Below are 22,772 nucleotides of genomic sequence, written 5' to 3'. Positions count from 1 at the left end.
CCCTGCCTGTGCCCTCGGCTCAACCACGTCCGACGAACGGCATCTTGGTCGCCATGACAGTCATGAACAGCACATTGGCGTCGAGCGGCAGGCTCGCCATGTGCACGACGGCGTCGGCAACGCGCTGGACATCCATTACCGCTTCGGCGGCGATGGAGCCGTTGGCTTGCGGTACGCCGACGGTCATCGGCTGCGCCATGTCGGTCAGCGCGTTGCCGATGTCGATCTGGCCGCAAGCGATGTCATAGGGCCGGCCGTCGAGCGCCAGCGTCTTCGTCAATCCCGTGATGGCATGCTTGGTCGCTGTATAGGGCACCGAGCCCGGTCGCGGCGCGTAGGCCGACACAGAGCCGTTGTTGATGATGCGGCCGCCCATCGGCCGCTGCTTGCGCATGGCACCGAAGGCGGCACGGGCGCACAGGAACGAACCGGTGAGATTGACGCCAACGATATCGTTCCACACCTCGACCGGGATCTCGTCGATCGGCGTCGACTTGTAACCCATGCCGGCATTGTTGAAGAGCAGGTCGACGCGGCCGAAGGCTTCCGCCACCGTCTCGAACAGGTCGTCGACCTCGCCGGCCTTGCTGATGTCGCAGGCGACCGCCAACGCCCTGGCCGGGGTCCGGCCGGCCTCGGCGATGGCGGCATCCAGCACCGACTTGCGGCGGCCGCAGAACACGGTGTTCCAGCCGGTCTTGAGCAGTGCCGTGGCAACGCTCTTGCCGATACCCGTCCCGGCGCCGGTGACGATGGCGGTTTTTTGCTCGGTCATGACAGATATCCTCCGGCAGCGCCGCGCGCGCCTGACTGATTTTCCAGGATTTTGCTCGGCAGAAGGCATCGCAAATGACGGCAGCGATGGCAAGCGCCCCAGGGCACGCCCTTGAGAAGTTGGAATCCGCTTTCGGAGGAAGCCCGGCAGGGGTCGACAAAAAGGGCGGTCATTGGCGACCGCCCTGATCTGAACCGGGCTTGGGAGGAGGAAAAGCCGATCCGACTGTGTAGAATCATGCGCTTCCTGAGTTAACGAAAGGTAAACGGCTCTCTGTGCCGTTTTGGCCTACCAGCGCGGGTTGGGCGAGGTGCCCGCCTTGCCAGCCGGAACCTTGGCCGCCGAAACCGTCGCCTCGACATGATCGACCAGAGGGTCCGGCAAACCGAGCCGGCCGGCCAGCAGGTCGAGATAGCCGCGCTCGGCGCGTGTGTCGGGATCGATGGTGAGGCGCGATGCGGTGTAGAGTTCGAGCTTCTGCGCGTCGGTCTTGGCACCCGCGACCAGCGTGTCGAGGTCGAGCGGGCTTTCCAGCTCCGCCATCAGGAATTTCTCGGCATCGGTGCCGATTCCCGCAAGACTGAGCTTGCCGGCGATCTTCTTGCGCTCCTCATCGTCGACATGGCCGTCGGCCTTGGCCGCCGAGATCATCGCGCGAACGAGCGTCAGCGTGAACTCATCCTCGCCTTGCGGCGCCTGCGAAGGGTGGAAGGCGGTGTCCTTGGGCGGCGGCAGCAATTCCGGTTCGCCGGCCGCGGGCGCCTGCTCCGGAGCATTGCCGGCCTTGTAGTTCTGGTAGGCCTTGTAGGCGAGACCACCGATCGCGGCCAAGCCACCGAGCTTCACCGCGGTGCCCGTCACCTGACGCCCGGCGCCAGTTCCAAGCAGCACGGCCGCGAGCGCGCCGGCCGCAAGCGGATTGTCCTTGGCCATCTGCACAGCCTGGCCCGCCTTGTCGCGGACGGTGCCGCTGGTGCCGGGAATTTGCGAGCCGAGCAGATCGTCGAGAAGCTTCTTGGGATCGAACATTCAGTGCCTCCAGCATGCGCCCGGCCGAACGGGCAGGTTTCGAACGCCGAAGACGTAGGTCCCGGAACTTGACATTGCAATGACAGGTCGCCGCTTTGCCGCGGCCCCGGAGCCTTGGGTTCAGGACCCGATATGCGGCCCCTTGCCCCGCGCCTCGGCGAGCTCGACCTGCCGCTGGCGCTCGGCATAACGCTGACGGTCCTCGTCCGACCGGGCATCGAAGCAATGCGGGCACGAGATACCCGCTGCATATTTCGGCGACGACAGCTCGCCTGCCGTCAGCGGATGGCGGCAAGCACGGCAGAGTTCCGCGTCTCCCTCGGCGAGGCCGTGCGAAACGGAAACCCGCTCATCGAAGACGAAGCACTCGCCTTGCCACAGACTCTGCTCGGCCGGAACCTCCTCGAGATATTTGAGGATGCCGCCCTTGAGGTGGAACACGTCCTCGAAGCCGAGCGACTTCACGTAGGCCGTCGCCTTTTCGCAGCGAATGCCGCCGGTGCAGAACATCGCCACCTTGCGGCCTTCGAGTTCGGCTCGATGCGCTTCCACCCAGGCCGGGAATTCGCGAAAGCTCGCGGTCGCCGGATCGACCGCGCCCTTGAAGGTGCCGATCGAAACTTCGTAGGCGTTGCGTGTGTCGATGACGATCGTGTCGGGCTCGGAAATCAGCGCGTTCCAATCGGCTGGTGCCACATAGGTGCCGGCGCTCGTCGCCGGGTCGATAGTCTCGATGCCCATGGTGACGATCTCGCGCTTCAGCCGCACCTTCATGCGATGGAAGGGCATTTCCGCGGCGCCGCTGTACTTGACCTCGAGGCCCGCCAGCCCGTCGATGGCTTCGATATAGTCGATCAGTTCGGCGATCGCTGCTTCGCTGCCCGCGACCGTGCCGTTGATGCCTTCATGCGCCAGGAGCAACGTGCCCTTGATGCCGCGGCCGCAACAGAAGGCGGCGAGCGGCGCGCGCAGTTCGTCAAAGGCATCGAGCCGGGCAAACCGGTAGAGCGCGGCGACGCGGATGGGCTGGCTTGTTGTGGACGGTGTCATTGCCAGAGCAACTAGACGCTCGTAAATCCTGTTTCAAGGTGAAACGGGCTTTGGTGCTTGTCATGGCCCTGTCGGGGAAGAGCCGATAAGTTGTCCGACAGCGCGTGACATCGCGACGCGACCGGTTTCGTGGACAGGCAAACACGCGTCTGCTAATCGGTTGAAATGAACCAGGAGCGCGCCACGCCGAGACGGATTCATACGGCGCGCTTGGGATACGGAGAGACAGATGCCCAGCAAGACCGAGAAACTCCTGTCACTCCTCAATGGCCAGCCGGTCATACCGGTGCTGAAGATCGCCAATGTTGCCGATGCGGTGCCTCTGGCCCGTGCCCTGGCACGTGGCGGCCTGCCGGCGATCGAGATCACGCTCAGGACCGCCGATGCGTTGGAAGCGATCCGCCGCGTGGCGGCCGAAGTCGAGGATGCCATTGTCGGCGCCGGCACCATTCTCGACGCCCGCCAGTTCGACGAAGCGGCGGCCGCTGGATCGAAATTCATTGTCAGCCCCGGCATCACCAGCCAGCTTCTGGCCGCGGCGAAAGACAGCGCCGTCCCATTGCTGCCCGGCGCCATCACGCCCGGCGAGATCATGGCCGCGCGCGAGGCAGGCCTGCGCTTCCTGAAATTCTTCCCGGCCGAGCAGTCCGGCGGCATCGCCTCGCTGAAGGCTTTCGCCTCGCCGCTCGCCGACGTCAAATTCTGCCCGACCGGCGGCATCACCGGCAAGAATGCCGCCGACTATCTCAGCCTGCCCAATGTCATCTGCGTCGGCGGTTCCTGGGTCGCGCCCGACGACATGGTCAAGGCGGGCAAATGGGACGAGATCGAAGCGCTTGCACGTGAAGCGAGCAAGCTCAGGAAATAGTCGATTCCCGCTCACCAGGGCAACGGACCGTTCTCATCGAAATAGCCGCCGGTGGGTCCGCCCGCCTTCAGCGTCGCCAATTGCACGATGATCCCGGCAGCCTGCTGCACCGTACGCCCGCCCCTATGCGCATTGAGGTCCGTTGCCGTGTAGCCGGGAGCGGCGGCGTTGACCATGATGCCGCGCGGGGAGAGCTCCCTGGCGAAGGCCACGGTGATGGCATTGAGCGCTGTTTTTGAGCTGCCATAGCTCATCACATTGGGCGACTGGCTGTTGCCGGCGGCGCGCGCGATCGAGCCGAGATAGCTGCTCACCATGACGATGCGCGCGGCGGGCGATGCCAGGAGCAGCGGCAGGAACGCCTGGGTGACGCGCACCGGGCCGAAGACGTTGACGTCATAGGTGGCCTTCATATCGGTGATATCCTCGCGGCTCGGCGGCCGTTCGTAGCGGCCGTCCGGTCCCAGCGCGTCAACATAGCCGGGGGCAATGCCGGCATTGTTGACCAACGCGTCGAGGCTGGATACCTGCGCTCCCAGGGTCTTGGCCGCGGCTGCCACGCTGTCGTCGCTGGAGACGTCGAGCTCGAGCCATTTGACGTCGAACCCTTCGTTGCACAACGCCTTTGCCGCGGCCTCCCCGCGCTCGGCGTCGCGGGCGCCAGCCCAGACCTTGAACCCCAGGGCCGCCAGCCGGCGAGTGGTCTCGAGGCCGATACCCTTGTTGGCGCCGGTGACCAGCGCATTTCTCTGCGTCGTCATGTCGATGTCTCCGTCTTTGGTGACCTGGAGATGACGTGCCTCGGCCGGTTTCGCGCGCCGGATACTCGCGCCCTCTTGCCTAATCCTCTCAATTGGTTGCGCGGGCCGCCCGGATCGGCAATGCTGGGGGATGGAAGAGGTTTTGCGGGAATTGATCGGCATCGCCGGCCGCCATGCGCATGGGCGGCGCACCAAGACGGCGATCCCGCGCGTCACGATCGGCCGCAGCGAGGTCGCGACCCCGCCCCTGCCCGAGCTTTGCCAGCCGACGGCGCTGTTCGTGCTGCAGGGGACCAAGACGGTGCTGATCGGCGACCGCACGCTTCGCTATGGCGCCGGCAGCTATTTCATCTATGCGGTGGAAACGCCGGCCACCAGCCAGCTCCTCGAGGCGAGCAGCGCCCGTCCTTACACGGCCATCGCCTTCGCCCTCGATGTCGGGCTGATCGCCGCCCTGATCATCGACCACAAGCCGGCGGTGGACGGCGACGGCTTCGTGACCAACCGGGCCGATGATGAACTGCTCGATGCATGGCGCCGCATGCTGCGGCTGCTCGACCGGCCAACCGAAATTCCCGTGCTCGCGCCCATGCTCGAACGCGAGATCGCGTTCCGCTTGCTGCAAGGTCCGCAAGGGGCGAAGTTGCGGCAGCTCGCGCACGCCGATGGCCGCCTGTCACAGATACGCCGCGCCACCGCCTGGATACGAGCACACTACAACGAACCCATCGATGTAACGGAGCTGGCCGAACTCGCGCATATGAGCAACGCTTCGTTCCATCGCCATTTCAAGGCGGCGACCGCCATGAGCCCGATGCAGTATCAGAAGCAGGTGCGTCTGCTGCAGGCTCGTCATCTGCTGATCGCGGAGCCGGGCAGCGCCATGCGTGTCGCCTTTGCCGTCGGCTATGAAAGCGCTTCGCAGTTCAGCCGGGAATATGCGCGCCATTTCGGACTACCGCCGGCGCGCGACGCCGCCCGGCTTCTGGCCAAGGGCGAAGCAGCCACGCTGGAAATCGACTAGAGCGTGTTGCTGTTGATTTGAATCGGTTGGGATTCACGCCGAGGTGATTTTGTGATTCAAGATGCTGGCTGGGCGGAGGCCAGCATCGGATGCCAAGACCCTATTCAAACGATCTTCGTGAGCGCGTTGCGGCAGCGGTTGCGGCTGGCCGGACATGCCGGGAAACGGCTGCATTGTTCGGGGTGAGCGTGGCGAGTGTTGTGAAGTGGTCGCAACGCCAACGATTGAGCGGAAGCGCATCGGCGTTGCGCATGGGGCGTCAATCCGGCCGGGATTTGGAGCCACATCGCGTGTGGCTGCTGGAGCGGGTAGCCTCACAGTCGCATGTGAGCGTGCGAGCGCTGTCGGCGGAGCTTGCCGAGCGCGGCATCGTGGCAGCCCCGGTGTCGGTGTGGCGGGTGCTGAAGGAGGCCGGGTTCAGCTTCAAAAAAAACGCTGTTCGCCAGCGAGCAGGACAGGCCGGCGATTGCGCGGCGCCGGGCGCAATGGAGGAAGTATCAAGGCAGGCTTGATCCACGGCGCCTGGTGTTCATCGACGAAACCTGGGCAAAAACCAACATGGCGCCGCTACGAGGCTGGGGGCCTCGTGGGCACCGATTGGTCGCCAAGGCTCCGCATGGCAAATGGCGCACGCTGACCTTCCTGGCCGCGCTGCGCTGCGAGCGCATCGACGCGCCCTGCGTCATTGATGGTCCCATCAACGGTGCAAGCTTTGCGGCCTGGGTTGAGCAGTTCCTCGTGCCGACGCTCTCGCCCGGTGACATCGTCGTCATGGACAATCTTGGAAGTCACAAGGGGCAAGCCATTCGTCGTGCCATTCGCGCGGCCGGAGCCAAGCTTTTCTACCTGCCACCCTACAGTCCAGACCTAAACCCGATCGAGCAGGTCTTCGCCAAGCTCAAGCACCTCATGCGAAAGGCTTCAGAACGGACCGTCGAGGCCACATGGCGACGTATCGGAACACTCCTCGAAAGCTTTCAACCCGCTGAATGCGCCAACTATCTCGTCAACGCTGGATATGCTTCAATGTAAGTGAAACACGCTCTAGAACGCTCGGAACCAAGCCCTGAGCGCTGCGTCGGCTGGCACATGAAAAGCCCGGCCGACTCTCGTCGACCGGGCCAATTCTCCCGGACCCCATCGCTTCCGGATCAGCGGCAGACCTTGACCTTCTCGGTCACCCTGTGATGGTGCACCCAATGCGTGACCAGCTTGGTCCTGCAGTGATGCTTGCCATTCTTGATGATCACGGTTTCGGCTCGCGACGGAGCGATCGCGGCGGATGCTGCAACCAATGCCAGAACGGATGCCAGTAGAATTTTCTTCATGAATTTCCCCAGGGTTGGAACGTACCCACGCTAACCCGCAAACAGCCAGGCCGTTCCGGCTTCACGAGAAGTTCAGTCCGCGTGATTCACCGGGTTGGGTGCCGGATGCATCACCCCGGACAGCAAAAAGCCGCGCTGGTCGCCCGGCGCGGCTTTGTCTCGTCTGGCCAGCAGGCTATTTCGTCTGGAAGCGGGCCACCGACATGAACTTGACGGCGTTGCCGGTGAACCGGTTGGCGTCGGCGACCTGGTTGCTCGGCTGGAAGCCGGCCGTGTAGACCTCGCTCGGCGGCGTATGCACGATGTTGTAGGCGTAGCCCGGCGCCGTCGTCGCAGCCGAAGCGGTGGCGACGTTCTCGCCGCTGGTCAGCGCCCAGCGGGCGGCCTGGGGCGCGGCGGCGACCACCATGGCCCTGGGGCCGGGCTTCTGGTCGCGGGGGGTGGCCCTGGCTTCCTTGCGGGTCGTCTTCACGCCGGCGCCGATCGCGGCGGCCGGATCGGAACCGGCCGGGCGGGCGGCAACCGCCTGACGCGGCGATGCGGCATCGACACCTGACGGATCGTTGAAGGCCGAGCGCGGTTCTTGCGACAGCGACGCAACCTTGTATTCGTCGGCATTGCCGACCTGGGCATTGGCCTCGTCAAGCACGGCCTTGACGGCGTCCGGCTTGGCCGGTTCGGGACGCTCCGTCGGCAGCACCGAGAACGCATCGGACGCGGTCTTGCCCTGTTCGGCCGTATCCGCCAGCGCCATCAGCACATCCTTGCTGGGCGGCGGTGCGAGATCAGCCGGCAGCGTGCGTTCGGGACGCCACGTCGGCAAGGGGATGTTGTTGACGGCAACCTGTGCCGGATCGGCCGCCGCCGCCACAGTGGCGGGATCAGCCTTGGCGAACGGCATGTTCGCCGGCGCCTGCGCGGTCGCCACGGCCTGTTCGGTGGTCGCGGTCGCGTCCGCCATGGCGAACGGAACATTCTCAGGCTGAGCACCGACATCGGCCTTCGGCCGCGGCGCGAAATCGGGCAGCGGAATCTCCCTGGCCGGCAGCGCGGCGATGATCGTTTCCGGCGTGTCCTTCGCCGGTTCCGGAGCCTGCTCGTCGGCAATCTGCGGGATATCGGCGCGCTGTGCATTCTCGGGCGCGACGATGGCGATGCCCGGCAGGTTGCTGCTCTTGGCGGTCGCGGCCGGCTTCAGGTTTCTAGCCTTGGGCGCAGGGGCGGCCGAAGCGGTCTCGACGTCGGCGCTGTCGTCGGCTTCGTCGTCGCCGCCACCACCGAAGAAGGCGGAGAGGAAGCCGCCGGACTTCTTGCCGCTGCCGCCGGCGCTCGCAAGCTCGACATTGGGCGTACCGGCGCCCTTGCGCGCCTTGTAGGCGGCCATTGCCTGCTCATAGCCCGGCAGCGGCCGGCCGTCGCTCGGCACATGCAGGGTCTTGCCGTTGGGGAACAGGCTGACCAGTTCCTGCCGGCTGATGCCGGGCCAGTGGCGTACATTGCCGACATCCATATGGACGAACGGCGAACCGGAGGTCGGGTAATAGCCGACGCCACCGCCCTGCATCTTCAGGCCGATGTTGCGCAGCTTCTTCAGCGGCACGCCGGGAATATAGAAATCCATCGCCTTGCCGAGCATATGCTGGCTCTTCTCGGCAACGCCCCGGCTGCGGCTGCGCAGCATCGAGTTCGTCGACGGCGAACGGTAACCGCAGACGACCTGGATATAGTCGGTGGCGCCGCTTTCGCGATATGCTTCCCAGACCAGGTCCAGCAGGCGCGGATCCATCTTGGTCGGTTCGTTGCGGCGCCAGTCGCGCAGGATGATGTTGATCTTCCTCAGGCCCTCCGGATCGTAGCGGCCATTGCGCTTGTAGACGATCTCCGCCTTCTCATGCGTGTGGAGGTGGTAAAGCTTCAGCGAACGAACTTCGGCCTGGGCGCCGGTGGCGACCGCGGCAACAAAACCAAAAGCGACAATCACCGCTGCCAGCCATCTCGGCCAGACGCTCAGATGATGATGCCGCCCGTTTGTGAGTCGTTCGATTCTGTTCAAATCAAAAGGCCTTGCAGGCTGCCGTTTGTCCCCGGATTTGCCCAAACGGACGTGTCGTTTTCACATCCGAATATCAATCCTAATGGTTAATCATCGCTTATTGAAGCCGAAATGCGGTAACACCATGGCGATATCCCGTCAAAAATTGTTCACAAGGTTTCTTGGTAAACCGCTGGTTTAGATCAGGATTCCGGCTTTTGAGAGAACACGATCTGTTACCATTAGCCTTAATGCGTGAACAGAGCTGTCCACGGGCATGCCATATTCCGGCCGAACCCCGCTGACAGCGGGACAAACTCTGGCATCGCAAGCTGGTCCCGGCCTTGCGTCCGATGCATGTTGCCCAAACCTGGCTTCGGTTTCGGGGCGAACGACATGCACGGGACATGACCTGACACGCGGCGCGGAGGTCCGGTTCGGCGCGACGCGATTAGGACGCCAACCGTTCCACGCGGCCGGTTTCCGGGTCGATGCCATATTCCTTGAGCTTGCGGTAAAGCGTCGAGCGGCCGATGCCGAGGCGGCGCGCGACTTCGCTCATCTGGCCGTTGTAATGGTCGATGGCGAGCTTGATCATCTCGAGCTCGACGTCGGCGAGCGCCCGCACATTGCCGCGTTCGTCGAGCGCCCGCAGGGTGCCGAAGCGAGGCTGAAGCCGCGGGGGCAGTTCGGCCTCGGCCATCGCCTCGCCGCCCAGGATATCGTCGTCGCGAGGTTCCAGCGACGGTGGCGCGGCGACGTCAGTTTCGAGATTGACGGTGCCTTCGACCTGCGCCCGGATCTGTGGAAAATCATCGACATCGAGCACGTCGCCGTCACACAGCACCGAAGCGCGGAAGACGGCGTTTTCCAGCTGCCGGATGTTGCCGGGCCAGTCATAGGCCTGCAGCACGGCAAGTGCCGGCGCCGAAATGCCTTGCAGGCGATGGCGCGGGTCGGCGGGTGCCACCTTCTCCATGAAATGCGTGACCAGATGCGGAATGTCGTCGCGGCGGTCGCGCAGCGGCGGCACGAAGATCGGATAGACGTTCAGCCGGTAGAACAGATCCTCGCGGAACTTGCCGTCCTTGACCTGCTGCAGCAGGTTGCGGTGCGTCGCCGAAATCAGCCTTATGTCGACCTTGACGGTCGAGCGGCCACCGACCGGATCGACCTCGCCCTCCTGCACGGCGCGCAACAGCTTGACCTGGACGTCGAGCGGCAAGTCGCCGATCTCGTCGAGGAACAGCGTGCCCGTATGCGCTTCGACGAACTTGCCGGTGTGCTTGTCGGTGGCGCCGGTGAACGAGCCCTTCTCGTGGCCGAACAGGATCGATTCGACCAGATTGTCGGGAATGGCGCCGCAATTGACGGTGACGAAAGGCTTCGAGCGGCGGTCGCCGCTGCCCTGGATGGCGCGCGCCACCAGCTCCTTGCCGACGCCGGATTCGCCTTCGATCAGGATCGGGATGTTGGAGGCGGCCGCTTTCTGGCCAAGCCGTATCACCCTGTCCATGGCCGGGCTGTGGGTGATCATGTCCCTGAAGGTCAGCAGCCCGCCGCGCCTGCGCGACGTGCGCTTGACCTCACCCTCGACCGCTTCGACCTTGAGCGCTTTGGCGATCGACGCCTGCAGCCTGTCGGGCGACGCCGGCTTGACGACGAAATCGAAGGCGCCATGGCGCATCGCCGACACAACGGTTTCGATGCCGCCCTGGGCGGTCTGGACGATGACCGGGACGGTGATGTCGCGTTCACGCATCGCCTTCAGCACGCCGATGCCGTCGAGGCCGGGCATGACCAGATCGAGGATCACCACCGAAACGTCGCGGGCCGTTGGCCCGTCGAGCACTTCAAGGCCGGCGGCGCCGCCGTCGACGACGATTGCCGCGTGGCCGAAGCGCGTCACTGCCGCCTCGAGCAGCCGGCGCTGCACGGGATCGTCATCGACTATGAGTATGGAACCTGTCATGACTGTCTTGATTTGCCCGCGCCCGAAATCCCCATGGATCATCTTGGCACAGGGTTCTAAACAAGGTTTCAAAAAACCCGGTGAACGAATTCCTTAGGATTTGACCGGCTTCTCCGTTCTCCCTGATTCTGGGCCCTTGATTCTGACCCCGTGATTCACAGAAGGTATGTCGATGCGCATGATGTTTGGTCGGCGGCTTGCGGCACCAGCGTCCGGTCAGGGCGCGGCCGAGCTTGGCGATCTGCCGGAATGGAACCTTGCCGACCTCTATGCCGGCATGGAAGCCCCGGAACTGAAGCGTGACATCGCCAGGGCCGCCGCCGACGCGATCGCCTTCGAGACCCGCTGGAAGGGTACGCTCGCCGCCGAGGCCGGGCGCGGCGGCGCCGGCAAGCTGGGCGAAGCGCTGGTCGCCTACGAGGCCCTGGAGGAACTGATCGGCCGCATCGTCTCCTATGCCGGCCTGGTCTATGCCGGCAACACCGCCGACCCGCAGCGCGCCAAGCTCTATGGCGACATCCAGGAGAGGATGACCGACGCCAGCGCGCATCTTCTGTTCTTCGCGCTCGAACTGAACCTGATCGACGACGCCGCGATCGAAAGCGCGCTGGCCGGCGATCCCGCTTTCGGCCACTATCGGCCCTGGGTGCTCGACCTGCGCATGGACAAGCCCTACCAGCTCGAGGATCGTGTCGAGCAGCTTTTCCATGAGAAGTCGATCACCGGACGCGGAGCCTGGAACCGTCTGTTCGACGAGACGATGACCGACCTTCGCTTCAACGTCGATGGCGAGGAATTGACGCTGGAGCCGGCACTCAACCGTTTGCAGGATGCCGACGGCGAGGTGCGCCGCCGCGCCTCAGAGGCGCTGGCCGCGACCTTCCGCAAGAATTTGCGCACCTTCACGCTGATCACCAACACGCTGGCCAAGGACAAGGAAATATCCGACCGCTGGCGCGGCTTCGAGGACATCGCCGATTCACGCCATCTCGCCAACCGTGTCGAGCGCGGCGTGGTCGACGCGCTCGCCGCCGCGGTGCGCGAGGCCTATCCGCGCCTGTCGCACCGCTACTACGCGATGAAGGCGCGGTGGCTCGGCATGGAGGTGATGAACCACTGGGATCGCAACGCACCGCTGCCGGAGACGCCACAGGCGGTGATCGGCTGGGACGAGGCCAGGAACACCGTACTGTCCGCCTATCAGCGCTTCTCGCCCGAGATGGCCGAGATCGCGCGCACCTTCTTCGACCGCAACTGGATCGACGCCCCGGTAAGGCCCGGCAAGTCGCCTGGCGCCTTTGCCCATCCGACCGTGCCGTCGGCGCACCCCTATGTGCTGCTCAACTACATGGGCAAGCCGCGCGATGTGATGACGCTGGCGCATGAGCTCGGCCACGGCGTGCATCAGGTGCTGGCCGCCGGCCAAGGTGCGCTGATGGCCTCGACGCCGCTGACGCTGGCCGAGACCGCTTCCGTGTTCGGCGAGATGCTGACCTTCCGCTCGCTGCTCGAGCGGACCACCGACAGGCGTGAGCGCAAGGCCATGCTCGCCCAGAAGGTCGAGGACATGATCAACACGGTGGTGCGCCAGATCGCCTTCTACGAATTCGAGCGCAAGGTGCATGCGGAACGCCGCAACGGCGAACTGACGTCAGACAGGCTCGGCCAGTTCTGGCTGGAAGTGCAGGCCGAAAGCCTGGGGCCCGCGATCAAGCTGCGCGAAGGCTACGAGGTCTTCTGGACCTACATCCCGCACTTCATCCATTCGCCTTTCTACGTCTATGCGTATGCTTTCGGGGACTGCCTGGTGAACTCGCTCTACGCGGTCTACCAGAACGCCGAGCGCGGCTTCCAGGACAAGTATTTCGAGATGCTGCGCGCCGGCGGCACAAAGCATCATTCGCAGCTTCTGGCGCCCTTCGGCCTCGACGCCACCGATCCCGCCTTCTGGCAGATCGGGCTTGGCGTGATCAGCGGCCTGATCGACGAACTGGAATCCCTCGACAGTTGAGACGCGTCTCGCATGGGCAAAACAGTTTAGCCGGAATGCATGTTGGGATCGCAGTATTCTTGCGCTAAATATTTGTTCTTGAAGAACTCTAGGCAGAAGTTTTTCCCATAGCTTTCCGTAAGCTCTATGATAGCCTTCGCTCCAAGCTCAGCCGGAGCGCATGCGGATCGGCGAGGGAAATCTCAGCCGGCCGTGACGCTCAGGCGAACGCGACAACGGCCGTTGGCCATGGGCAAGCAAAGCCGATTGCCAACAGCTCGAACCGAAGCCGGCTGTTCTGCGAACCCGCGGAAACATCACCGAGTAGTCCATCGCCGAAGGTCATGACCCACGGCAGACGGATCTGACTGGAGAGAGACAATGGGCACTTTTTTCTACGTGGTCCTGGCGTTCCTGGTAGGCGTGTTGGTTGGCTGGTTCATCTGGGGTCGCCTGCGTGGCGAGCTCGACAGCCTTCGCGGCGACCTTGACCGAACCCGCGGCGAGCGCGACCGGCTGCGTGCCGACAGCGACCGGCTGACCGGCGAACTGAATGCATGCGGCAAGACCCGCGCCGACCTCGAGCGCCAGTTGCGCGACGCGCAGGCTTCCGCGGGTGGCGGAGCAAAGGCCGCCAGCCAACCCCCGGCAGCCCTGCTGTCGACGCCGGCCGCCGCCAAATCCGCTCCACCCGCGGCCAAGGCTGCGCCTGCCAAACCTGCCGCCCCGGCGAAAGCCGCCGCCAAACCCGCCGCGAGCAAACCTGCGGCCTCCACGGCTTCGGCCACAAAGAGTTCGGCCGCGCCCAAGCCGGCAGCCGCCAAGAAGGCCGCACCGCCGGCAGCCAAGCCAGCGGCGGCCAAGCCAGCAGCGGCCAAGCCCGACAATCTGCGCCGGCTGATCGGTATCGGCCCGGTCAACGAGAAGCTGCTCAAGGCGCAGGGCGTCACCACCTTCGCCCAGATCGCCGCCTGGACGGCAGCCGACATCAAGCGGATCGAGGACGTAATGAACTTCGACGGCCGCATCGCGCGCGAACGCTGGATCGAGCAAGCCAAGCTGCTCGCCGCCGGCGACGAGAAGGAATTCGCCAAGCAATTTCCGACAGCCGGGACCGCCAGCAACACCTGAACCCGCACAGGCGGATCATCAAATAGGCGGGGCCACAGCCCCGCCGATTTATTTTTGGCGGACAAGGCCGCCAAGAGGTCGGCTTTGAGGGGCAAGGTGCCGTTCCCTCGATTGCACGCGGCCCGCCCCCCATATAGAGCGATCGACGGCTTCATCGATCCCGGTTCCCATGTCCCTGCCCGCCGCCATTTTCCGCAACGACGAAAGCGCGCGCCAGCTCGTTTTCGACCGGCCGGCCGACATCATCGTGGCGCATGAGGCGCGTGATTTCCTGCCGGCGCTGGAAGCAGCGCAGGCCGCGCACGACGCCGGCAAATGGCTGGCCGGCTATTTCTCCTATGAGGCGGGTTACCTGCTCGAACCGAAGCTCGTTCCCTTGCTGCCGGGCCGGCGCCGCGCACCGCTGATCTGCCTCGGCGTCTTCGACGCTCCGGCCGAGGACGCCGTGCCGCCACGCAACGCAGCTGCGACCAACGGCCCGATCTTCGATGCAAGGGCGGCCTGGTCGTTCGAGGATTACGAGAAGCGTTTCTCGCGACTGCATCAACACATCAGGCAAGGCGATTGCTACCAGGGCAATTTGACCTTCCCGGTGCGGGCGCAATGGTCGGGCGACCCGCTCGCCGCCTTTGACGCGCTGACCGAGCGCCAGCCGGTGAAGTATGGCGCGCTGGTGGCGCTTGGCGATCCCATCGTGCTGTCGCGCTCGCCCGAACTGTTCTTCGAGATCAATGCCGCCGGGATGATCGAGACGCATCCGATGAAGGGCACGGCCCCGCGCGGAGCCACCAGGGACGAGGACGAGGGGCAGAAGACCTTCCTGCGCCATGACGAGAAGAACCAGGCCGAGAACCGGATGATCGTCGACCTCCTGCGTAACGACATCTCGCTGATCAGCGAGGTCGGCACGCTGGAGGTGCCCGAACTGTTCCGCATCGAGAGCTACCCGACCGTCCACCAGATGGTGAGCGACGTCAGGGCCAAGCTGCTGCCGGGCCTCACCATCCGCCAGGTCTTCGCGGCTTTGTTTCCCTGCGGCTCGATCACCGGGGCGCCGAAGATCCGCGCAATGGAGATCCTGCACGATCTGGAAGGCACGCCGCGCGACGTCTATTGCGGCGCCATCGGCTGGATCGCGCCCGGCGGCACGATGCGCTTTTCCGTGGCGATCCGCACCATCTCGCTCTTTGCCAGTGGCGAGGCCGTCTACAATGTCGGCGGCGGCATCGTCTTCGATTCGACGGCGCAGGAGGAGTATCAGGAGTGTCTGCTCAAGGCCCGCTTCGCGACGGGGACACCGCCGATTTCGAGCTGATCGAGACCATGCGCTGGCAGCCCGGGACGGGCTTCCTGCGCTTCGACCGCCACCTTGCGCGCCTCTATGGCTCGGCGGCGGAGCTCGGCTTCGCCTGCGATCCGCAAAAGGTTGGCGCCGCGCTGGCCAACGCGGTCGACGGCGCCCGCACCGCCATGCGCGCGCGGCTCGCCTTGGCGCGCAACGGCGAAGCAACCGCCTCGGCGCAACCCTACGAACCGCTCGCCGCCGACAAGGTCTGGGTGCTGCGGCTGGCGCGGACGAGGCTCGATTCGAGCAACACGCTGCTGCGCCACAAGACAAGCCGGCGCCAGCTCTACACCCATGCCCGTTCCGAATATCTCGTCACCCAGGCCGACGAGGTGATCCTGGCCAATGAGCGCGGCGAAATCTGTGAAGGCACCATCACCAATGTCTTCGCCGATTTCGGCGACGGCGTGCTGGCCACGCCCCGGCTGGACTGTGGCCTGCTGCCTGGCGTATTGCGCGCCGCGCTTCTGGATGAAGGCCGGGCGGCGGAAGCAATCTACACCTGTGACGACCTGAAGTCGGCCAAGGCTCTCTTTGTCGGCAATTCGCTGCGCGGCTTGATCCCCGCAACACTGGTGTGACCGGGAGAATGCCATGTTCGTCGTTTCGCTGAACTACAAGGTGCCTCTGACCGAGATCGACCGCTTGCAGGCGGCGCATGTCGAATGGCTGAAGGCCTGCTATGCGGAGGGCGTCTTCATTGCCTCCGGGCCGAAGAAGCCGAGGACCGGCGGCATCATCGTCGCGCAATGCTCGCGCGAGATCCTCGATGCCAGGCTGGCCGCGGACCCCTTCGCCAAGGCAGGCGCCGCGGATTACGATGTCACCGAATTCCTGGCGAGAATGACCGCCGCCGGTCTCGACGCCTTCAAGGAAGCATGAGCTTGGTCGAAGCCCTGCCCACCCATACCCCCTATGACGGTTCGTCGAAGCTGTTCAACATCGGGCTGAAGCCGCTCGACCCGGCGAACTGGATCGAGGTCGACGGCCATCTCCTGCCCTATCTCGCCGAAAAGCGCCGGCTTTATGCCGAAATTCCCGAACGGGTTTTCGTCGAGGAGGACGGCACGCGAGACGCCCAGCAGGAAGTGCTCGACCTGCTCGGCGCCTATCTGCCGGAGCAATTCCCGCGCACCCATCGCCGCACCGATGCGGGCATCAAGGTGGTCGGCGCCGCGAACCACCCTGCCTTGCCTTCGGGTCTGGTCGGCGCCCCGCTGGTCGCGGCTTCGCTGCTGGTCCAGGAAGACCTGATCCTGATGCGCCGCGACAACAGCGGCTGGCGGCTCGCCGCCGGCTCGCTGTGCTTTCCCTCGTCCTGGTCGCTGCTCGAAAAATTCGGCAAGCCGCTGCAACAGATTCACGAGCCGGTGCCCGGCTTCGGCCCGGGCACGCGCCCCGCCGAACTCATCAACCGCATGTTCGACGGCCTGCAGGGCCAGGCGGTCGAGCGCTTCAACTGGTCGATCCAGGCCGACAATGCGCTTTACCATCCGCTGTCCAATGTCGAGCGCATCGACCGTGCCACCAACCGGCCGACGCGCTTCCCCGATGGTGACGTCAAGGCGCACGCCTTCATCCGCGTCGAGCGCCAGACGCTGCGTAAACTGCCCGCCTCGCGCGACATCCTGTTCACCATCCGCATCCATCTGGACCCGCTCGCGGTGCTGGAGCGGCACCCGGAGCGCGCAGCGCTCGCACTGTCCTTTGCCGCCCAGCTCGAAGCGCTCGATCTCGACCAACTCGACTACAAGGGCCTGACATCGGACCGCGACCGGCTTGTCGCCGTCCTTAACCACATGGCCAAGGACGGCTAGCCACAGGTTGGCGCTTTTCGCTGGTTTATGACAATGATCTGTGATGTAGCGCAGGCCGTTGGCAAAAATGCCCGGTTTTTTGCAGATGTCTGCCCGGCTTTTGTACATGGTTGAAGGAGTGCTCGATAAAATGGCGAATGAAAACTGGCCCGTCTACGGCGAGATCACCGGCCCTGTGGTGATGATCGGCTTCGGCTCGATCGGACGGGGAACGCTGCCTCTCATCGAGCGCCATTTCAAGTTCGACAAGTCGCGCATGACGGTCCTTGATCCGCGCGACACCGACCGCAAGCTGCTCGACGAGCGCGGCATCGCCTTCGTCCAGGAAGCGGTGACCGAGAAGAACTACAAGAAGCTTCTGACGCCGCTGCTGACCAATGGCGGCGGCCAGGGCTTTTGCGTCAATTTGTCGGTCGATACCGGCTCGGTCGACCTGATGCGGCTCTGCCGCAAGCTCGGCGTGCTCTACATCGACACCGTCGTCGAGCCGTGGCTTGGATTCTATTTCGACGCCAACGCCGACAATGCCAGCCGCACCAACTATGCGCTGCGCGAATCCCTGATCAAGGAAAAGCACGACAAACCGGGCGGCGCTACCGCGGTTTCCACCTGCGGCGCCAATCCCGGCATGGTCTCGTGGTTCGTCAAGCAGGCGCTGGTGAACCTCGCCACCGATCTTGGCCTTGAGTTTTCCGAGCCCGCACAGGAAGACCGCGAGGGCTGGGCGAAGCTGATGAAGAAGGCCGGCGTCAAGGGCATCCATATCGCCGAACGCGACACCCAGCGCGCCAAGAAACCAAAGCCGATGGATGTGTTCTGGAACACCTGGTCGGTCGAGGGCTTCATCTCCGAAGGCTTGCAGCCGGCCGAACTCGGCTGGGGCACGCATGAGAAATGGATGCCGAAGAACGCCAAGAAGCACAAGCACGGCTCCAAGGCCGCGATCTACCTGGAGCAGCCCGGCGCCAACACGCGCGTGCGTTCCTGGTGCCCGACGCCGGGCCCGCAATACGGCCTCCTGGTGACGCACAACGAGGCGATCTCGATCGCCGATTTCTTCACCGTGCGCTCCAAGAAGGGCAAGGTGCAATACCGGCCGACCTGCCATTACGCCTACCATCCCTGCAACGACGCGATGCTGTCGCTGGACGAGATGTTCGGTGCCGCCGGCAAGCCTCAGCCGGTACACCATGTGCTTGACGAGAACGAACTGGTCGATGGCGTCGACGAACTCGGCGTCCTGCTCTACGGCCACGACAAGAATGCCTATTGGTTCGGCTCGCACCTCTCGCTCGCCGAGGCGCGCAAGCTGGCGCCCTATCAGAACGCCACTGGCATGCAGGTCACCTCAGCGGTTCTGGCAGGCATGGTCTGGGCCCTGGAAAATCCGGACGCCGGCATCGTCGAGGCGGACGAGATTGATTACCGGCGCTGTCTGGAAGTGCAGTCGCCCTATCTCGGACCGGTCGAAGGCCATTACACCGACTGGACGCCGCTCGACAGACGCCCGGGGCTCTTCCCAGAGGACCTCGACCGCAGCGATCCGTGGCAATTCCGCAACATCCTGGTCCGATAGCGTCGCGCACACCCTGCGCCATTGCCTTGCAATCGCCCGGAAATCGGGCGATTGAAGAGATGCGGCCTGGGGCAGCGTGCGTCTTGCGGGACGCATGCCCGTTCCAGCACTTTGGACGTTCGCACCATGCCTTCCAAAATCGAATCCGATTTTTGGGCCGGTGCGTTTGGAGAGGATTTCAGATGACTATTGCGCGCAAAATTCTTTCGATGGGCGTGGCGGGCTCCTTTGCCGTGATGCTCGCTGCCTGCACCACAAGCGGTCCCGATGCACCGCCGATGGCAGCCGCGCCGAAAGGCGTCGAGGGATCGTGGATCGATGCCAAGGGTACCGGCCTGTCGACGCTGACAGGTGGTAAATTCACGACCGTCGCCACCGACACTGGCCAGAAGCTGGCCGATGGCAGCTACACGATGACCGGCGCCACGTCGGTCGAAATCAACGGCACGTCGCTGATCCGTCAGACGCCGGTCAGCTTCAACTGCCTGCTGGTGTCCACCAGCCAGCTGAACTGCACCAGTTCATCCGGCCAGAACTTCGTGCTCACGCGACGCGCCTGACCGGCGAACATCGGGACTCATCGGGGACGGCGGCCATTGGCCGCCGTTCTTTTCTGCGCGCCAGGTTTTTACCCGGGTTTTTCGTCAGAAAATACCCCTGGTTTTTCGCCAGAAAATACCGACGGCATTTCTGCTTGCGTCAGCCGGAACGCGATGGGAACATGGTCAAAACGCTGGCTGTTATTTCCCAGTCAAGCAAGCGCGTTAAACGCCACTGATCAGCCTACCGGGAGACGAGAATGAAGAAGATTGCCGCCATTCTGGCCCTGTCCGCATCGGCGCTTGGCCTGTCGTCCGGCGCATCTTTTGCCGACTACACATTGAACATTCTGCATTTCAATGACTGGCACAGCCGCATCGAAGGCAACAACAAATACGAGTCGACCTGTTCGGCCGACGAGGAGACCAAGGGCGAGTGTATCGGCGGCGCCAGCCGGTTGATCACGGCGATCGCCCAGGAACGCAAAAAGCTCGAAGGGCAGAACGTGCTGCTGCTCAATGCGGGCGACAGTTTCCAGGGATCGCTGTTCTACACCACCTACAAGGGCGCCGTGGAAGAGGAATTCCTCAATCAGTTGAAACCCGACGCGGTGACGCTAGGCAACCACGAATTCGACGACGGCGAGAGCGCGCTGGTGCCTTACCTGGACAAGGCGAAGTTCCCGATCGTCAGTGCCAATGTCGTGCCCAACGACAAGTCCGGCGCGGCGGGCAAGATCAAGCCGTCGATCGTCGTCGAGGTCGGCGGACAGAAGATCGGCATTGTCGGTGCCGTCACCAACGACACGCCCGAGCTCGCTTCCCCCGGCCCGAACATCGCCATCGCGGACGACGTGAAGTCGATCACGGCGGAAGTCGAGAAGCTGAAGGCGCAAGGCGTCAACAAGATCATCGCGGTGACCCATATCGGTTACAACAGGGAGCGCGATGTCATCGCCAAGATCCCGGGCATCGACGTGGTTGTCGGCGGCCACAGCCATACGCTTTTGTCCAACACCGATCCGAAAGCGCTAGGCCCCTACCCGACGATGGTCGACAACCCGGACGGCTACAAGGTGCCGGTGGTGCAGGCGGCGTCCTATTCGAAATATCTCGGCGAGTTCAAGGTGGTGTTCGACGACAATGGCGTCGTCAAGTCGGCGAGCGGCGACCCCATCTATCTCGACAAGTCGATCACGCCCGATCCGGCCGTGCTCGCCCGCATCAAGGAACTTGGCGCGCCGATCGAGGCCCTGAAGAACAAGGAAGTGGCCGAGACCACCGACGTCATCGACGGCAGCCGCGAGAATTGCCGCGCCAAGGAATGCGCGATGGGCAACCTCGTCTCCGACGCCATACTCGACCGCGTCAAGGGACAGGGCGTCGAGATCGTCATCTCCAATGGCGGCGGCCTGCGCGCCTCGATCGACAAGGGCACCGTCACCATGGGTGAGGTGCTGACCGTGCTGCCTTTCCAGAACACACTGGCCACCTTCCAGATTTCCGGCAAGGACCTGGTCGCCGGCCTCGAAAGCGGTCTTAGCCAGATCGAGGACGGCGCCGGCCGCTTCCCGCAGGTGGCGGGTCTCAAATATTCCTTCGACAGGTCGGTCGCGCCCAATGCGGGCCGCGTCAAGTCCGTCGAGGTCATGGAGAACGGCGCCTGGGCGCCGATCAATCCCGACAAGGACTACCTCGTCGCCACCAACAATTACGTGCGCCAGGGCGGCGACGGCTACAAGGTCTTCGCCGACAAGGCCAAGAACGCCTACGACTACGGCCCCGGCCTCGAACAGGTCGTTGCCGACTACCTCGGTGCCCACCGGCCTTACACGCCCAAGCTCGACGGCCGCATCACCGAAATCGCCGCGACTGTCGCGGCGGCGCCCGCCGCCGACCCGGTCAAGCCAGCCGAACCCGCAAAGCCGGTGGAGACAGCGCCGGCCGAGGCCGCGAAACCGGCAGAACCGGCAAAGCCCGCCGATGCCGCACCCGCCATGCCTGAACTTCCTGCCAACTCGGGCGACATCGCCAATACGCCACCGGCAATCTCGACAGAGGCAGCGCCTCCCCCGCCGGCACCCGCTGCTCCAGCCCCTGCACCAGCCGAACCGGCAAAACCGGCCGAAGCCGCACCGGCAACAGGCAGCCATGTCATCGTCACCGGCGACACCTACTGGGATCTGGCAAAGAAGGCCTATGGCGACGCCACCAGGTGGAAACTCATCTATGACGCCAACAAGGGTCAAAGGCCGCACCGGCTGACCCCCGGCGCGACGCTGACCATCCCGCCGAAGTAACATCGCTTCAGGGTTCTTCACCGCAAACCCTTCCGGGACACCGGGCGGGCTTTTCATTCTCTGCTAAGGTGCGGCCAGACGCTGCATTGAAAACCGGCGCGCCATCGCTAGTTTCACGCCGTGTCCGGAGAACCCTTATGACGCTATCCACGCCTGTCGATCCCAAAGCCGCGAAGGCCCTCGGCCCGCAGCCGGCCGGGCATCCACCGGTCAAGACTGGCAAGATCGGCGTCATGCTGGTCAATCTCGGCACGCCTGACGGCACCGACTTCAAGCCGATGTGGCGCTATCTCCGGGAATTCCTGTCCGATCCACGCGTCATCGAGCTCAACAGGGCGATCTGGTATCCGATCCTCTATGGGCTCGTGCTCACCACGCGGCCGAAGAAGTCCGGTGCCAACTACGCCCGGATCTGGAACCAGGAGAAGAACGAGTCACCGCTGCGCACCTACACGCGCGCCCAGGGCGAAAAGCTGGCCGAGGCGTTGTGCGACCTGCCCAATGTCGTCGTCGACTGGGCAATGCGCTACGGCAATCCTTCCACGGCAAGCATCGCCGAGAGGCTGGTCGCGCAAGGCTGCGACCGCATTCTCGCGTTCCCGCTCTATCCCCAGTATTCGGCGACCACCACCGCGACCGCCAACGACCAGCTGTTTCGCGCCCTGATGAAGATGCGCCGCGCACCGGCCATCCGCAGTGTGCCGCCTTACTATGACGAGCCTGTCTACATCGAGGCGCTGGCGCGTTCGATCGAGCAGAACCTCGCAACGCTGGATTTCGAGCCGGAGGTGGTCATCACCTCCTATCACGGCATTCCGAAACCCTATTTCGAGAAGGGTGATCCCTATTACTGCCACTGCCAGAAGACGACGCGTCTGTTGCGTGAACGGCTGGGTTGGGATGACAAGAAACTGATCACCACCTTCCAGTCACGTTTCGGCGCCCAGGAATGGCTACAGCCCTACACCGACAAGACCGTGGAGAAACTCGGCAAGGACGGGGTGAAATCGATCGCCGTCGTCAATCCCGGCTTTTCCGTCGACTGCATCGAGACGCTGGACGAGATCGGCCGCGAGGCGGCCGAGACGTTTCATCACGCCGGCGGCAAGAATTTTGCCCATATCCCTTGCCTCAACGACAGCGCCGAGGGCATGGCGGTGATCGAGGCGATGGTGCGGCGCGAACTGTCCGGCTGGGTCTGACACCGGAACAACGGCCACTCCGGAGCGTTGAGC

Annotated in this window: 20 protein-coding genes; 13 read left to right on the top strand and 7 right to left on the bottom strand. The window is 64.2% G+C overall.

Features of this window, described 5'->3' with window-relative positions:
- Positions 1–19 precede the first annotated feature (19 nt).
- The 3 genes from EB815_RS10375 to EB815_RS10365 form a co-directional block, all read right to left on the bottom strand.
- A complete protein-coding gene (locus tag EB815_RS10375) occupies positions 20–775 on the bottom strand; it encodes an SDR family oxidoreductase (RefSeq protein ID WP_056578344.1) in 756 nt (251 codons plus the stop codon).
- Positions 776–1,063: 288 nt separating this feature from the next.
- Entirely contained in the window at positions 1,064–1,804 is a 741-nt protein-coding gene (locus EB815_RS10370; RefSeq protein ID WP_056578345.1) for a tellurite resistance TerB family protein, read from the bottom strand.
- 120 nt (positions 1,805–1,924) lie between these two features.
- The gene (locus EB815_RS10365; protein WP_056578348.1) at positions 1,925–2,854 is read right to left on the bottom strand and encodes a rhodanese-related sulfurtransferase; all 930 of its coding nucleotides are present in this window, start codon (positions 2,852–2,854) and stop codon (positions 1,925–1,927) included.
- Positions 2,855–3,083: 229 nt separating this feature from the next.
- On the opposite strand from EB815_RS10365, the gene EB815_RS10360 reads away from it, so the two are divergent.
- Complete coding sequence (locus tag EB815_RS10360; protein WP_056578350.1) at positions 3,084–3,722, top strand: 2-dehydro-3-deoxy-phosphogluconate aldolase; 639 nt, start codon at positions 3,084–3,086, stop codon at positions 3,720–3,722.
- An 11-nt stretch (positions 3,723–3,733) separates the two neighbouring features.
- Here the strand turns inward: EB815_RS10360 and EB815_RS10355 are convergent, their stop codons facing one another.
- Positions 3,734–4,483, bottom strand: a complete 750-nt coding sequence (locus EB815_RS10355) for an SDR family oxidoreductase (protein ID WP_056578353.1) — start codon at positions 4,481–4,483, stop codon at positions 3,734–3,736.
- A 130-nt stretch (positions 4,484–4,613) separates the two neighbouring features.
- Between EB815_RS10355 and EB815_RS10350 the strand changes: the two genes are divergently transcribed.
- Positions 4,614–5,507, top strand: a complete 894-nt coding sequence (locus EB815_RS10350) for an AraC family transcriptional regulator (RefSeq protein WP_056578355.1) — start codon at positions 4,614–4,616, stop codon at positions 5,505–5,507.
- Between the two features lie 89 nt (positions 5,508–5,596).
- Positions 5,597–6,539, top strand: a protein-coding gene (locus EB815_RS10345; RefSeq protein ID WP_156394344.1) for an IS630 family transposase whose coding sequence is annotated in 2 segments (ribosomal slippage) — positions 5,597–5,932 and positions 5,934–6,539 — 942 coding nt in all. Because the reading frame shifts where the segments join, the coding sequence is not laid out codon by codon here.
- 119 nt (positions 6,540–6,658) lie between these two features.
- Here EB815_RS10345 and EB815_RS10340 read toward each other — a convergent pair.
- The 3 genes from EB815_RS10340 to EB815_RS10330 form a co-directional block, all read right to left on the bottom strand.
- On the bottom strand, positions 6,659–6,835 hold the full coding sequence (locus EB815_RS10340; RefSeq protein ID WP_081295183.1) for a hypothetical protein: 177 nt from the start codon (positions 6,833–6,835) through the stop codon (positions 6,659–6,661).
- Positions 6,836–7,010: 175 nt separating this feature from the next.
- Positions 7,011–8,816 carry a DUF882 domain-containing protein gene (locus tag EB815_RS10335; protein WP_244494145.1) on the bottom strand — a complete coding sequence of 602 codons (1,806 nt, stop codon included), beginning with the start codon at positions 8,814–8,816 and terminating at the stop codon, positions 7,011–7,013.
- 502 nt (positions 8,817–9,318) lie between these two features.
- Positions 9,319–10,839 carry a sigma-54-dependent transcriptional regulator gene (locus EB815_RS10330; protein WP_056577926.1) on the bottom strand — a complete coding sequence of 507 codons (1,521 nt, stop codon included), beginning with the start codon at positions 10,837–10,839 and terminating at the stop codon, positions 9,319–9,321.
- Between the two features lie 172 nt (positions 10,840–11,011).
- Between EB815_RS10330 and EB815_RS10325 the strand changes: the two genes are divergently transcribed.
- The 10 genes from EB815_RS10325 (at position 11,012) to hemH (ending at position 22,739) form a co-directional block, all read left to right on the top strand.
- Positions 11,012–12,850 (top strand): M3 family oligoendopeptidase, encoded by a 1,839-nt coding sequence (locus EB815_RS10325; RefSeq protein ID WP_056577928.1) that lies wholly within the window; start codon positions 11,012–11,014, stop codon positions 12,848–12,850.
- A 360-nt stretch (positions 12,851–13,210) separates the two neighbouring features.
- Positions 13,211–13,960 (top strand): NADH dehydrogenase, encoded by a 750-nt coding sequence (locus tag EB815_RS10320; protein ID WP_056577467.1) that lies wholly within the window; start codon positions 13,211–13,213, stop codon positions 13,958–13,960.
- Positions 13,961–14,129: 169 nt separating this feature from the next.
- On the top strand, positions 14,130–15,275 hold the full coding sequence (locus tag EB815_RS10315; RefSeq protein ID WP_056577470.1) for an aminodeoxychorismate synthase component I: 1,146 nt from the start codon (positions 14,130–14,132) through the stop codon (positions 15,273–15,275).
- Positions 15,224–15,886: an aminotransferase class IV family protein gene (locus EB815_RS10310; RefSeq protein ID WP_056577473.1), complete on the top strand. Its 663-nt coding sequence runs from the start codon at positions 15,224–15,226 to the stop codon at positions 15,884–15,886. Before EB815_RS10315 ends, EB815_RS10310 begins: the two co-directional genes overlap by 52 nt.
- A gap of 13 nt (positions 15,887–15,899) precedes the next feature.
- Positions 15,900–16,187 carry a YciI family protein gene (locus tag EB815_RS10305; protein WP_056577475.1) on the top strand — a complete coding sequence of 96 codons (288 nt, stop codon included), beginning with the start codon at positions 15,900–15,902 and terminating at the stop codon, positions 16,185–16,187.
- The gene (locus EB815_RS10300; protein WP_056577478.1) at positions 16,184–17,122 is read left to right on the top strand and encodes a heme-dependent oxidative N-demethylase family protein; all 939 of its coding nucleotides are present in this window, start codon (positions 16,184–16,186) and stop codon (positions 17,120–17,122) included. Before EB815_RS10305 ends, EB815_RS10300 begins: the two co-directional genes overlap by 4 nt.
- Positions 17,123–17,252: 130 nt before the next feature.
- Positions 17,253–18,698, top strand: a complete 1,446-nt coding sequence (locus tag EB815_RS10295; protein ID WP_065005691.1) for a homospermidine synthase — start codon at positions 17,253–17,255, stop codon at positions 18,696–18,698.
- 182 nt (positions 18,699–18,880) lie between these two features.
- Positions 18,881–19,258, top strand: coding sequence for a hypothetical protein (locus EB815_RS10290; RefSeq protein ID WP_056577483.1), 378 nt, complete (start codon positions 18,881–18,883; stop codon positions 19,256–19,258).
- A 239-nt stretch (positions 19,259–19,497) separates the two neighbouring features.
- A complete protein-coding gene (locus EB815_RS10285) occupies positions 19,498–21,537 on the top strand; it encodes a bifunctional metallophosphatase/5'-nucleotidase (protein WP_056577486.1) in 2,040 nt (679 codons plus the stop codon).
- A gap of 137 nt (positions 21,538–21,674) precedes the next feature.
- The gene (gene hemH / locus EB815_RS10280) at positions 21,675–22,739 is read left to right on the top strand and encodes a ferrochelatase (protein ID WP_056577489.1); all 1,065 of its coding nucleotides are present in this window, start codon (positions 21,675–21,677) and stop codon (positions 22,737–22,739) included.
- Positions 22,740–22,772: the final 33 nt, after the last annotated feature.

Source organism: Mesorhizobium loti, from assembly GCF_013170705.1.
Taxonomy (GTDB): Bacteria; Pseudomonadota; Alphaproteobacteria; order Rhizobiales; family Rhizobiaceae; genus Mesorhizobium; species Mesorhizobium loti_D.
The sequence above is the reverse complement of the archived record's forward strand: the minus strand, read 5'-3'. Positions and strand labels throughout refer to the sequence as shown.